Raw genomic sequence first — 13,611 nt, forward strand, 5'->3', positions numbered from 1 at the left:
GCGACAAAAGTTTCTACGGACAGCGAGGGCGGCCCGCGAGCCGCCCTACTGGGCCACTAGCCAGCGTTGCTCACAATTACCGCTGATGTCCGAGCCCGATTCCGAGATTTAAGGCCTTCTGGCGTAGCGCACCTTCGCTGCGTTTGGTCATTTTGGCTAGTTTAATGACCGGGGTCCGAGCCTTCGAATGGACTTTGAGCTCTTTGATATCTGCCTTTGTCCACTCGCGCCGCTTAACGCGTTTCTTGGTTGCTTTTTTCACGATGAATGCTCCTTCTGAGAGGAGCGCCTGTAACACATTTTTTTCGGAGCGACGACCGTAAAAAAGAGGTAATCATCGGAACTCACGCCAACGTATAAGTTCGTTCATGCTTTCTGCCCATAGTGTTTCGAAGAATGGGTCAGCGGGAGATAGCCGCTTTGGCTACGTTTGTGACGAGGTATCAACTGCGGTCCCCGACCGATTTGAGATCAAACTACGTCGGTGGTAACCGCGCTGTTGGACATCTTGGCGAATGACATCGCTTACTGAACGCACCGCCCGTTTCTTTCGCTTCCAATTGCCGTCCACCCCCGCGGGGATCGCAAAGCCTCGCGGAACGACCAAAAGATCGCGCCTTCCGTTCAAATAAATATCAAACATGTCGTCCCTCGTTTGGCACGAGCGTAGATCGCGGGTTCATACATTTGGTGACATCGAAGCAACAGTCGCGATTAAGAACTCTACGCGAGTGCTCTCCGGATGTCGCCAGCACTTGAGCGTGCAGGACGCAATTCCGTTGCTCCTTCAGGTGTGCTCCGCATCGCCGAGAACACACGAGCTTCGCACGCCTTATTGTCGCTAGCAGATCCACTTGTCGAGGCCTCGTCAGATCGACACGATAATGACCGTCCGCCTTTTTGAGGATATTGCCGTTCTTGTCACGCAGCGCGCCACATCAGCGCATCGGACTTTGGTCTGACACAGGCCGCGCACGCGTTGCAGATCGCGCAATGCGTCTCGATGTGGCGGCAGCAAGCGCATTCTCGGAAAACCCGGCAAGTGCGAGGCGCTTGCTTAGGAGTTCAAGAGAGACCGGTCTTTGCGCCATGTTTCGAAAGGCGGATGCGGACAGATTAAGCTCACGTGCGATCGCATCGATGTCCTGCGGGCTCAAGTAAGCCGGTTAGCATGTCTGGGACAGGCTCGCGCGTAACCGGCTGATAAAATGCCTAAACCGTCATCGGCATGTGTGCAGAACTGTCAATCAGACATACTCTTCGAAACAGCCATAGCGGCCGGGAACGTATTTTGACATTCAATCAAACAAGACCGATTTGTGGGGATCCTTCGATCCGGAATGGCCCTGCCGGTACGGTGCTTGGCGGAGCGCTGCAGAGCCAATTGAACGGCAGGCGGCGAACCCTCCAGCGAGGTCCGCTTATCGTGAGACAACAGGGTGCCCTCCGGAATTGACGACAGCATTACCAGGTGCTCTCGAATCGACGACCGGCACGCCCCTGTCCGGGATCACGGTTAGATTACAGATTGACCCCCACAATTCAATTCACAGACTTCCCTTGCCAAAGTCAAGCTAACCAGCCGATACAGGCGGGGTTCGAAGCTCTATCACATCGGCGAAGACTGTCCAATCGCGGACACTCCTTTGCTTGCAGAAATCGGTCTCCGCCTGCTGTGCAGCAGCACTTAGCGAGGCGGCATCGATCTTAAACGCTGCCTCACAGGCACGATGTTCGTGACCGGTATCGTCACAAACGGTCTTGATGAACCGAACGTTAAATGAAGGCATGGCACCCTCTTCTTGTGGGTTTGCTTATCCACCATTCTGCCATTGGCGCTTCAAGAGTATTTGATCTGCCTCAAGCAGCATCCCCAAGAGGTTGTCCGCTGCTGCTCAAGATAAGGTCGAGACTTCGGCAGCGCGGCCCGAGCGCTCCTGTTGTCCCGCAAACCACGCGATCTCTATCGGTCTAGTTTGGCAGATCGCACTCTGTTTGAGCCCAGGGAAAGCGTCTTCTGGTCTGCTCAAGCCCTCGACCGACAAATTGGGGTGCCGATAAATTGGGTAATGTCTCGAAGAGAGTATTGAGAGCAGCATGCGCCGTCACGCCCGAGATGCCGGCTATTGATCTCTATCGATCCCATATTCAACCGCTGGCAATATGGAGGCTCGAGACGGCGAGAATCTTGCGCGCGATATTTGGTGCCTCACGAGGCATTGCCGCAAACACCAGGTCATTGCGCCAATGACCGGGCAGAGGCATTTCTGAGGCGTGCCGCGACGGCGAGACCTACGCGAAATGATCGTGGGCCAATGAGGCGAACCGCCCCGACTTTCTGACGGTCCACCTTGCCGCCTCGACAGCAAAGCCGATGATCAGGTTTGTCGCAGCCAACATAAGCCCAAGATTCCGGCCTTCAGCGCCAAGGCTATCGCTGGGATCAGCGCCGGCAAGGCTACCGACAATGCAAAGCGAGCGATCAATTGACTATCTGCTTGCCGGCTAACACAGCATTGAGGACGAATGCTGTCGTGGCCCAACGCGAGCGGTGCGCCTCAAATCACCCTGACCTGCCACTGCATTTTCATCCAGCGGCAGTTAGAGTCTCGCGGTTTTGTACGCCAAGTGGCGCGGATGGAGCAACGGACGATCGGCGGAGCTGGTCGGGGTTGCGCAGCCGATCGTCCGTTGCGGTGAGGTGGGCGGCGTAGGCCGCGGGGGTCAGGTATTTCAGCGACGAGTGGGGACGCTGGAGATTGTAGTCGGCGACCCAGTTGGCGATCTTGGCGCGGGCGTCATCGAGATCGAAGAACAGGGTCTCGTTGAGTAGCTCATCGCGCATCCGGCCATTGAAACTCTCGACGAAGCCGTTCTGCATCGGCTTTCCCGGCGCAATGAAGTGCCAATCGATGGCTGCGTCCTTGCACCAAGCGAGCATGGCGTTGCAGGTGAATTCGGTGCCATGGTCGGACACGATCATTCCTGGCTTGCCGCGTCGCTGGACGATTGCCGTCAGTTCGCGGGCCACGCGCCGCCCCGAGATCGACGTCTCCGGAATGGCGCCCAGGCATTCCTTGGTGACGTCGTCGACGATGTTGAGGATGCGGAAGCGTCGGCCATTGGCGAACTGGTCGTGGACGAAGTCCAGCGACCAGCGCGCGTTCGGCCTCGCCTCGACCAGGATCGGGGCACGGGTCCCCACGGCCTTGCGGCGAGCCCGCCGTTTGCGGACGGTGAGCCCTTCCTCGCGGTAAAGCCGGTAGATCCGGTTGATCCCCGATGGCTCGCCCTCCCGCCGCAGCAAGACGAACAACCGGCGATAGCCGAAACGCCGCCGCTCGTTGGCGAGATCGCGCAATCGGCCACGCAGAACTGCGTCCGGCGGGCGGCTGGAGCGATAGCGGATCATCTTCCGATCCGCCCCCACAATCGAGCAGGCCCGCCGTTCCGACAGGCTCATGACGGCCTGCAGATGCGCGATCGCAGCGCGCTTGGCGGCGGGCCCTACCATTTTTTTGAAAGGAGCTCGCGAAGTGCGGCCGCATCGAGCATCTGCTCGGCCAGAAGCTTCTTCAGCTTCGCGTTCTCCTCTTCCAAGGCCCTCAGCCGCTTCGCTTCGGAAACGTCCATACCGCCGAATTTGGCCTTCCAATTGTAGATCGTCGCCTCGGAAACACCGTGCTTGCGAGCCAGGTCGGCTGTCTTCGCCCCAGCCTCATGCTCCTTCAATACCGCGATAATCTGCTCTTCCGTGAACCTTGCTCGCTTCATCTGTCCGTCCTTCTTCGGGCCGGACTCTAACTCCTTCTGGAGGAAATACGCAGTGGCAGGTCAACCCGGCTACACGCTGGCGTGTTGCAGACCAACGCGAGGTCCTGGCGGATCGCCCAAGTTGGGACATGTCGCCTACCAACGCGAGCCTGTCCGGCTCGCAGCGGCCGCTCGAGCTTGGCCCTTCTGGACGCGCATCAGCTCTTTTGAGCTGTATCAATTCTGCGGCGACTTCCTACTGATAGAAGTGAGCTTCCAGTCCAAGGTCAGACACATGGCAGACAGAAAGACTTGGCGCCCCATCATCCCTTCATGTCCAGATCCCGGCGACCGAGTTCAAGGACTGCTGCCGGACGCACCCGAGCCGCTGCCGATGACCTGCACACAACAATTTGCGCCGCATGCGATGGCGTTCACTTCATCGACCTGCGGACGGCCGGGATGACCGGCGCCGAGGCCCATCCGAATGCTGTCAAGGGAATTCCGGCGTCTTCCCGTTCTCGCTCGGGGATGCCGCCCTACTCGCAAGCGGCGCGGCTGACGTCATCACAACCCAACGCCCCGCGCTGAAGCCGTGGGACAAGGAGATTTCTCACCACGGAGGATGTTTCGACATGACAGACCACGGCGACCTTTGTCCCGGCGCCGGCCAGATGGCGGGAGCGGCAGTCCAGTTTAACTTCTACAGAACAGCGATGAATACCAACCGCCGCGGGCTTGAGCTGATCCAGATCGATTCGACCGAAACCCGGGAGTTGTTTCGCGGCGCCAACCCTAATATTTCGGCTGGCGAGCGGATCATGTCCCGGCACGATACGTTCAACGGCGCCACGGCCGATAAAATCCCGGCCGGGGCCGCTCCCATCGAGAGCACGCGCAGGCTGGGTTATACTGAGTTGAGCCTGTTCGCGCTGCGCCCAAGGGATCTCGTCCGTAATGTTCAGAAGGTTGCCTGAGTTTGTCAGCCCGCAGCGAGGAACTCCGTCCAGGATCTAGTGGCGACCTGACCTGGGAGCGGCTCGAAGCTTCGCCGCCCTTTAATCAGGATCTGGAGATTGCCGTGATCGAGGGTAATACCATTCACCGGGTGGTCTTTCCTTGCCGCTGGATCTTCGACGGCTGGATCAAGGCAAAGACCGGAGAACGCGTCGCCGTGCAGCCGACGCACTGGCGCATCTGGCCCGGATAGCGGCGGCCATCCTGCACAATAGATTGGCGTGAGTTGAGGCCCGGACTGCCTCGGGCTGGCCTCTCGTGGCAAACAATGTAGAGTTGATCAATGAGAGGGCCTGCTAGAAACATGTCGGACCACATCTGGTACGGCTATGGGACTGACGCGGCAGACGCCGCGTTGGCTCTCGTGCTGCGCCCGGCGTTAATCCGTATCTTCAGGACCGCACGTTCACGATCATCTACCTTCCGGTCGTCGTTTTTGCCGCTTTCGCCGCGGCTGCGGACTGGGCGAGCTTTGCTACCCTGCTCTGGATCAGCGACAGCCTGTTCCAGCCAGTTGTCACGACTTAGACGCATGGCATGGGTATGGGGCTATCAATCTCCCGGACGATCATCAAGTCACATGGTGGCCACATCGTCGCGGACGAATCCGGGCGGCGGCAGGCTCTTTCAGTTCACCGCGCGATTTGCGGAGCTTAGTGAAGACACATGACTGGGCGGCGCATTCTCGTGATCGACGATGATGCCGCCATGCGGGACTCGCTCGCGTTTCTGCTTGATGTTAATGGCTTCTACGTAGCAACTTATGAGACGGCGACCGCTTTTCTCAATGACGTCGCAAGCGGTCCGGTTGACTGCATTGTGTCAGACATCCATATGCCAGGTATGAGCGGTCTCGAACTGGTCAGAAACGTGAAAGCCGATCGCGTCGACTGCCCCGTCGTCTTGATAACTGGTCATGGCGACGTATCGCTCGCAGTCGAAGCGATGAAAGCAGGTGCGGTCGACTTCATCGAGAAACCGTTCAAGGAGGAGGTGCTATTGCGTGCGATCAATAGTGCTTTGAAAGCGCGGCCAACAAAGCCAGCCGACGCAGCGAAACTGCAGGCGGAAGCCCGCCTCGCGGACCTGTCGTCGCGCGAGCGCGACGTCCTGCAGGGACTATTGGCCGGGAAGATTAACAAGGTGATCGCCCATGATCTCGGCATAAGTCCGCGGACAGTCGAGGTTTACCGTGCGAACCTGATGGCCAAGACCAATGTCCGCAGCATGTCCGAGTTGATGCGGATCGCCATTACCGCGGGACTCTAGCAGCAGCGCAAATAGCGTAAATGGCTTATTCATGCATTCAAGCTGCGCACTCCAGACGACGAACGGTGAGTTTCGCGCGCACCGAGCCGATCATGTTTTCGGTGACGGCTGCCGATGCAACACACGCAGGCCGGCCGTTGCGCCAGGTGAATATGTCACGCAAGCCGAGTCCTATGATCCGGGGTCAGGCCCCACCTCGGTTCACATGCGCACTTATCGCATGATCATCAAGCACGTCGACCATGCCAGCTTACATCGATAAGGATGCCATCAATATCCGCCCCGTCAGATCCGCGGCCGACCGATGCTGACGAGGATCAAAGTCAAGGCGCCGAACAAGACCTCTTGCGGTGAGCCGAAAGTGGCGGTGGACGACAACGTTCCGGCTGACTGGAGCTCTTCAGGGGTACGGCAGTGCGTTTCCGCCTGTTTCCATGGACGCGGCCGACGAAGCCAGCATGCGGCTTTCTAATCCGATTTGAGCATGTTTGAGACTAAGTGACCGCGCCGCCCCCAATTCAAGACGCCCTCCTCATGGGCCTTATGTGTAAATACTTAGGGGTTTCTACCTAGGGAAAACATCCAAATTTCCCAATTCGTCAGGAGCAGCCAATCTGCGTCCCATCGCCATTCGCAAGATAGGGTCCGCCATGCACGCCCAGGCCGCCAGTTTTAACAAGACGAGACGCCATCCGACCAGCGTCTTGCGTGGGCAAGCTCATCGTCGTGGACGCGTGATCGCCCTGCCGACCTCAGGCCGAGTCGTGCTGCGTAGCGACGCAGCCCAGGAGCTTCGTGCAACACTTCGGCTAACTTGATTTACGCCAGCTCAAATTGAAGCGCGCTACTTTTTACGTCGAAAGGCGCGGACGCATCGCAGCGCAGCGAAGGACACCGAATTCGGCTTGGGCAGTCTTGCAAATGGCTGAAACGCTTCCAGCCTAGATTGTGCCTCCAGGAGCACCGCTATGACCATCGATCTTCTGCTTCGAGAGCATCGCAACATTGATCTGCTTCTGGTCGCTCTTCAACGCGAATTGGAGATTTTTGAGAAAGGGATCCGCCCGGATTATGAGGTCATTCGCGCCATTATCAGCTATTTCGAGGTTTACCCCGAGGTGTACCATCATCCACAGGAAGACTTGATTTTTTCCAAGCTTAAGTCTCGCGATCCGGATGCAGCTGCAATGGTCGGCGATCTCGCGCTTGAACACCAGGAAGTCATCGACCGTTTGCACCACTTCGCGCGAGCTATTGACGCTATCCTCGCGGATCGTGACCTCCTTCGGCAAGACGTCGGCAATATCATACGCGACTTTATAATACGCGAGCGGCACCACATGATGTGGGAAGAACGAGATTTCTTTCCCGCCGCCCTGAAGGCTCTCTCGGCTCAGGATTGGACCGAAATCTCTTCAGCCCTCACCAATGATGGAGATCCGCTGTTTAGCGATACAGCGGCAGCGACTTCCGATGCGCTAAGAGGGCATATTCTGCAATTGGAGCAAGAAGCTGAGACCGCACGGAGTTCGGTCGCGTTTTCGTCCGCCGAGCCCGGCAACCCGTGACACGGCGCCGAGACGGACGGGCCGTATTAATCGCGGCCGTTTGACAGCAGGAAGAGGACCTCTTGCTCAAAGAAATGGGGTTGCTCGCGACCACGTAGTGCCATACCCCAAAATGCCTTCTGCGCAATATGATCGCTTCCTCGACCACCGGCGCAAACAGCCTGGCCGATCCTAGCTGAGCTCTGGTTCCGGCACCACAATGTAACCCTCGCAGGTCCGGTAGTTGCGCAATGATATCGCGCGAAACGGACGCCTCTCATGTCCGCCGACCGATGAGGACGGACGATTGCGGCCGCCCGGGGTGCGGCGAAGTCACTCCCACTCTTTGAGCCCCGCCCCATACGCTCTGAATCATTCGGCCGCAGCCGGTTCTACTCACTGCACGCGAAATGCAAGGCGCTGCCAGACCCGGGTACGTTCAGCACCAACAGCAAGGCGCTGGACGTGGATCGCCACAAGCAGTTCTGGCGCGACTGGATTTCAACAAGCTATGGGATCCACATCGTAAACGATGCTCATTCCTGACGCGTGACTGCTTCATCGTGATCCTACATACGTGTATGCGGCGTGCAGCATGCCCTCCCATTGCGCCTTGGAGCCGTCATAGCCATCGGCGACACTCCGGTGATCGGGTCCAGAAACTTCTATTTGAGATCGATGAGCGGACCATGCGGGGGATATCACGAGCTTGAAGATGCCGCGGTGCCGATAGGGTGCTCCTCAGCGCCCAAGCCGAACCCCGACTATCGGATGGAACCGGTCGATCAAGGACTGCCTTAAGCAGAGGTTCAAATCAATAGTAACCGCTTATGCATTGGCTAAGCTAGCGAGATTCTTGGAGCCGCGCTTACGTCTCGCTGATCGAACATAAAGGTTCCAGGCAGGAAAGCGCACCAAGTTAGCTGTTGGTGCCCTGCGGTGACCGCCCGGCATGCCCCCTCGCTGCTGTCGTAATCGTGCCGACGCGCTCATGAGCCACAAACCTTGGTGTAGATTTCTAACTCTCAGGCTATACGGTCGCATACCACAGCATAGTTGAGCTGCGCTGAGCTTGTGCTTCAACTCGGCTCAGATTTTCGGAGAATGTCCTCGCCGTGATCGAACCGGCGGCTGTCCTCCCTCCGCCGATGGAAATCCGCGCGAATGCGTCAGCTTCGCTCCTTCCAGACTTTCGCCCGGCCCGCTAAGCGGGGCCGGGCATCTTTTTTGTGTTCCCAAGGCTCCCGCGCAAATGATCACAGACGGATCAGCTTGTCGAGAAGAGGCCGAAGCCCGGATCAACGGCCTCGCGGATCGAGTGCAGCGCGCAGTTCGCGGGCGGCAGCGACCATGTTCGCTAGCGCTGGCCGAACCTCCTCCCACTTGCGCGTCTTCAGGCCGCAGTCTGGATTGATCCAGAGCTGCGAATCCTGCAGCCGCGTCCGAGCCAACGCCATCAGCTCCTTCATTTCGCCCGCCTCGGGAACCCGTGGAGAGTGGATGTCGTACACGCCCGGCCCGATCTGATTTCGATAATCGTAGTTCCTGAACGCGTCGAGTAGTTCCATTTTCGAGCGCGATGTCTCGATCGAGATGACATCCGCGTCCATTGCAGCGATCGCACCGATGATGTCGTTGAACTCCGAGTAGCACATATGTGTATGAATTTGCGTTTGATCGGCGACGCCCGATGAACAGATGCGGAAGCAATCGACGGCCCAGTCGAGATAAGCCGCCCACTCCGATCGACGCAACGGCAATCCTTCGCGGACTGCCGCTTCGTCGATCTGGATCATGGTCGCACCAGCATTCTCGAGATCGCGGACTTCGTCTCGGATCGCGAGCGCAATCTGGCGGCAGACCTCGCTTCTGGGAATATCATCGCGAACAAAGGACCAGTTCAAGATCGTCACAGGCCCGGTCAACATCGCTTTCATCGGTTTCCTGGTTAGTGATTGCGCATAGCGCCACCAGTCCACGGTGATAGGCTTCGGTCGCGCTACATCGCCAAACAGGATCGGTGGCCTGACGCAGCGCGAGCCGTAGGACTGCACCCATCCGCTCCTGGTAAATGCGAAGCCGGCGAGTTGCTCGCCGAAGTACTGCACCATGTCATTGCGCTCGAACTCGCCGTGCACGAGGACGTCAAGACCGATGTCCTCCTGCCAACGTACGGCGCGCGCAGTCTCCTCCTTGAGGAACCTGTCGTATTGCTCGTCGCTTATCGTACCTCGCGCATGCGCCGCACGGGCATTCCGGATCTCTGTGGTCTGCGGAAACGATCCTATCGTCGTGGTAGGAAAAGCCGGTAGTCCGAAACGATTGCTTTGGATCTCGGCACGACGGGCAAATGGGCTCGCGCGGCGACGCATGGTCTGGTCGATCGCTCTCATCCGGACAGCGACATTGGCATCCCGGATTTTCGGCGAAGTCCGGCGAACAGTCGCGGCACATTCCGACTCGGCAAGAGCTAGCGCAACATTCCGGTCGCCTGCGAGTGCCCGCGCCAGGATCGCAAGCTCCCGCATCTTCTGGACCGAGAAAGCAAGCCAGCTCTTCACGTCGGAAGCGAGCCGAGTCTCGAGTTCAACATCGACCGGCACATGAAGCAGCGAGCAGGATGGGGCGATCTGTACACGATCCTTGCCGAGCTTCGCAATCGCTGGTTCGAGCCGCTGGTGCAGCGACAACAAATTCGACCGCCATACGTTCCGACCGTCGATGACACCGAGCGACATGACGAGATCATTTCGGCCGCCAGCGATAATCTGGTTCAACAACTGTGGCGCTCGAACAAGATCGAGGTGCAATCCGGCAACTGGCAGGCCCAAGGCAGTGTTCAGATTGTCGCCGAGGTCGCCGAAATAGCTGGCAACCATGATCTTGATGGCCGGCCCCTCCTTGGCGAGCCGGTTATAGGCATGTCGCAAAGATTTTCGCGCCCCCTCATCCAGATCAAGAACTAGGCAGGGCTCGTCGAACTGAACCCAATTTGCCCCACGTTTGGCCAATTCCTGCATAACCTCGATATAGGCCGGTATCAGTTCATCCAGCAATGAGAGTGGCTGGAATGTGGAATCGGTACTCTTGCCGAGCTTTAGGAATGTGACCGGCCCGATCAGGACAGGGCGGGTCTGAAAGCCAAGGGCCTTGGCCTCCTCATACTCCTCGATCGGCTTGCGGGAGCATAGCTTGAAAGTCTGTCCCCTGTGAAACTTGGGGACCAGGTAGTGGTAGTTGGTGTCGAACCACTTGGTCATCTCCTGCACGGGTGCGCCAAATCCGCGCGGTCCGTGACCGCAACTCGCTTCTTGGTCGTCGCATTGTGAACCGCGGGCCATGGCGAAGTACGTCTTGAGCGAAACGGATTCGGCTTTCGAGGCGTAGATCTGCGGGATGGCGCCAACCATGAAACTTGTGTCGAGCACCTGATCATACAGCGAGAAATCGTTCGATGGAATGACCGTGACGCCGATAGATTTCTGACGAGCCCAGTTCGCGGCACGCAGGCCAGCTGCGTCCTCGAGCAGCTGCTGTTCGCTGCTTTTTCCGGCCCAGTAGCTTTCTAGAGCGAGTTTGAGCTCGCGCCTTGGACCGATGCGTGGCGTTCCGAGCGTGGCAACAGGAAGGGAGAGAAGAGACATAGCGTTAACCCCATGTTGGGGGCAAAGGCCATGGCGGACGCAGGCAGAGGAAGTCGCGCGGTGCGACGGCTGCTTGGCGCACCACCGGACACCCCGCCCGTGGACGAATATATTGTCGGGGCAGGTCTCCTGGCTCGCGGGTCATCGGTGCTGTCCGGCCTTCCCGAAGCCGCGCAGGCTTCAGTGACATCGTTGGACAGCGGCTCGCCGCTCACAGTTGCGGGGGCAGCGCCGGCATTTTCACCGGCTTCCCTCTTAGCTCCGGATCAAATGGAAACCGGAGAACCTCGACGACTTGGATTATCGGCAAGAGGAGTCTTCCGTCAACCTCTCAGATTATGTCTCAAGCAGATGCTGCGACATCTGCGACGCGAACGACCGTGCATCTCTATCGTTGAGATGATGCAGAAGTGCACTCCAAATCAGCGATATCGGAATGGCGATCACAGCTGTCTGCCGGCCGCACGCCAGATCGGAAGGAACAAATGCGGCTTCCGCGGTCGGGACCGCTGCCTCGAGCAGAATGAAGTTGTTGCGCGTCCGGGCTTACCAGCGGTTCTTGGAGCACGTTCGCCACCAGCCACCTTCTCGACCAACAGGATCCGTAGGCCCAACACACCTGTGAAGCCAGCAACATATCCGGCCAGCACGTTGGTTTGCGGCGCCGGCCAGATTCCAAATGCTCGACGGTGAAGATCGGCTTCGCGTCGTTCGTCATCGAGTACAAAGCGCACCTGACTGAGGCTGTTCTCGACTTCCGGAGTCGCCGCACGTCGCGAAAGGAGCGCAAAAGACACCATGGCGCCACATGTGCCCAAGGCATGACAGAGATCGAAAGCCCACATTCCGGCAACGATAAGCGAACCACACCGTTCAGTGATGGCAAACGTGCTGCCACTTCTCATCAGGAACTTGGCACCGAGGCGCTCCGCTGAGCCGTCGAATATCCGATCCGCGACGGGGATGCATAAGCCCGGGTGGATAGGTTGAATGGAAACATCGAGACGTGCGCCAGTCGGAAAGTCGACAAAGAGGACACAAAACCGTTGCGAATTGACGTCTGTTACCTGGCACGAAGAATGCACGTCCTCGCTATGCCCAGTCCTCCTGCTGGGCATGTCCAGCACAGCAAATTGAGGCTGTCGGTGGCAGTGAAGTTAGCGGCGCGTGACATAGAGGGGAGCGCCTGCTCGCACGGGAAACCGGCGGTCGCCCCGTCGCGTCGCCGCTAACTTCTTGCGCTCGCGCATAACAGTTTGAAGGTTGCCCGCTCTGGAATGACGTGTGGATGAGACCAGATAGGCCGACGGTTATGAAGAAAATGTCTGGAAGACGCGCGCTATGGCTTTGCCTCGCTCGATTCCTGATCTGCCTGGCCGGGCTGGCTGCGACGAGCAACAGTGTTCGCGCCAACGACAGCCCCCTTATTGAAAGAGTTAAGTCAACGTGGCGAGCGCAAGACGGTGAGACAATAGAAGAAGTTATCTCCAACGTCTCGAAGGTGGCACAGTTCGTCCCTCGAATGTGGGGCGTCGCTGAACTTGACCAAAATGACCATGTTTTCCTCTCGTGGACCAGGCACCGGGATGATAAATCAGACGAACAGTACGTTATCACCTGGAAGATCGCGCTCGACGGGACGATTGAACTTGCGTCGACCTATGCAAAGCCCATGGAATTGGGCTGGCGCGCCTTCGCGCTCTCCTTGATCGCCCGTGAAGTCTCGGATGGCGAAAAAGACGCAAATCTTGGCTTTCTGCGTGACACGACCAACTTCAATTTTGTGACGACCAAGCAAGGCCGGCTCGGCGATCTTCTGCGGCAGGGCCGCTGCACTATCGTTGACCCTGTTGGAGTGGACTACTTGCCGAAGCAGAATGACAAGCCGACCGAGAAAGGTGATCTGTGGCGCGTTTTGCTTGTGGTGAACTGTAATATCCCAGGGCCGCGTTATTTTACACACAACGGGGTCATCACTTTCGAGAAGAGCGAAGGACAAGATTGGGAGCCGCAATCCTCCTTTGCCAAGCGTATCGCGGGCTTTCCTCCTGGCTCCTGGTTCGCTCGCATGGAGCCAAAGGAACGGGAAGAGTAGAGGGGGAGCGAAAGGCCTCGGTTAATGATCGCGCAGAGCAAGATCGCGCCGCAGCTCCTGTAGGGCCGAACGTCTCAGAGCAACGGCAAGACATATCAGCTCTAAACTCTCGGGTGTTTACGCCTTGAACAGTCGCGAGCCTTTCCCGCGGCCTTCAGCCAGCATCGAAAAAATGGGAGCACGATTACCTCCGCCCCTTTCTGCGAGGAGTCGAGCTCAGCGGCGCGTGCCAGCTTGCGAGAAGTGGCTTGGTCAGCGCACCCCACGCAGTGAGAGGACACCGTCT

8 protein-coding genes and 1 riboswitch are annotated in these 13,611 nt (G+C 58.2%); of the genes, 5 read left to right on the forward strand and 3 right to left on the reverse strand.

Annotated features, from left to right (window positions below; all coding sequences use genetic code 11):
- Window positions 1–76: 76 nt before the first annotated feature.
- Both N2603_RS37345 and N2603_RS37350 read right to left on the reverse strand, forming a co-directional pair.
- On the reverse strand, window positions 77–262 hold the full coding sequence (locus tag N2603_RS37345; protein WP_197960219.1) for a hypothetical protein: 186 nt from the start codon (window positions 260–262) through the stop codon (window positions 77–79).
- Window positions 263–2,587: 2,325 nt separating this feature from the next.
- Window positions 2,588–3,774 (reverse strand): IS3 family transposase gene (locus N2603_RS37350; RefSeq protein WP_260386094.1). Its coding sequence is split into 2 segments (ribosomal slippage): window positions 2,588–3,522 and window positions 3,522–3,774, totalling 1,188 coding nucleotides; the frame shifts between segments, so codons are not numbered across the junction.
- A 614-nt stretch (window positions 3,775–4,388) separates the two neighbouring features.
- Here N2603_RS37350 and N2603_RS37355 point away from each other — a divergent pair.
- The 4 genes from N2603_RS37355 (at window position 4,389) to N2603_RS37375 (ending at window position 7,607) form a co-directional block, all read left to right on the forward strand.
- Window positions 4,389–4,730, forward strand: a complete 342-nt coding sequence (locus tag N2603_RS37355; protein WP_260386095.1) for a hypothetical protein — start codon at window positions 4,389–4,391, stop codon at window positions 4,728–4,730.
- Window positions 4,731–4,732: 2 nt separating this feature from the next.
- Entirely contained in the window at window positions 4,733–4,963 is a 231-nt protein-coding gene (locus N2603_RS37360; RefSeq protein ID WP_260386096.1) for a hypothetical protein, read from the forward strand.
- Between the two features lie 473 nt (window positions 4,964–5,436).
- Window positions 5,437–6,039, forward strand: coding sequence for a response regulator FixJ (gene fixJ, locus N2603_RS37370; protein WP_260386097.1), 603 nt, complete (start codon window positions 5,437–5,439; stop codon window positions 6,037–6,039).
- Between the two features lie 968 nt (window positions 6,040–7,007).
- Window positions 7,008–7,607, forward strand: coding sequence for a hemerythrin domain-containing protein (locus N2603_RS37375; RefSeq protein ID WP_260386098.1), 600 nt, complete (start codon window positions 7,008–7,010; stop codon window positions 7,605–7,607).
- 1,277 nt (window positions 7,608–8,884) lie between these two features.
- Here N2603_RS37375 and metE read toward each other — a convergent pair.
- Entirely contained in the window at window positions 8,885–11,230 is a 2,346-nt protein-coding gene (gene metE / locus N2603_RS37380) for a 5-methyltetrahydropteroyltriglutamate--homocysteine S-methyltransferase (protein ID WP_260386099.1), read from the reverse strand.
- Window positions 11,231–11,332: 102 nt separating this feature from the next.
- Window positions 11,333–11,535: riboswitch (cobalamin riboswitch) on the reverse strand.
- 1,007 nt (window positions 11,536–12,542) lie between these two features.
- Here metE and N2603_RS37385 point away from each other — a divergent pair.
- Entirely contained in the window at window positions 12,543–13,325 is a 783-nt protein-coding gene (locus N2603_RS37385) for a nodulate formation efficiency C protein (RefSeq protein ID WP_260386100.1), read from the forward strand.
- The last annotated feature ends 286 nt before the right edge of the window (window positions 13,326–13,611 follow it).

The sequence above is a fragment of the Bradyrhizobium huanghuaihaiense genome, assembly GCF_025200885.1.
GTDB classification, from domain to species: domain Bacteria; phylum Pseudomonadota; class Alphaproteobacteria; order Rhizobiales; family Xanthobacteraceae; genus Bradyrhizobium; species Bradyrhizobium huanghuaihaiense.

What these genes read in the sequence shown, in the direction of transcription:
- fixJ (WP_260386097.1), top strand. Translation starts at nt 5,437, where the DNA reads ATGACTGGGCGGCGCATTCTCGTGATCGACGATGATGCCGCCATGCGG.
- N2603_RS37375 (WP_260386098.1), top strand. Translation starts at nt 7,008, where the DNA reads ATGACCATCGATCTTCTGCTTCGAGAGCATCGCAACATTGATCTGCTT.
- metE (WP_260386099.1), bottom strand. Translation starts at nt 11,230, where the DNA reads ATGTCTCTTCTCTCCCTTCCTGTTGCCACGCTCGGAACGCCACGCATC.
- N2603_RS37385 (WP_260386100.1), top strand. Translation starts at nt 12,543, where the DNA reads ATGAAGAAAATGTCTGGAAGACGCGCGCTATGGCTTTGCCTCGCTCGA.
- N2603_RS37355 (WP_260386095.1), top strand. Translation starts at nt 4,389, where the DNA reads ATGACAGACCACGGCGACCTTTGTCCCGGCGCCGGCCAGATGGCGGGA.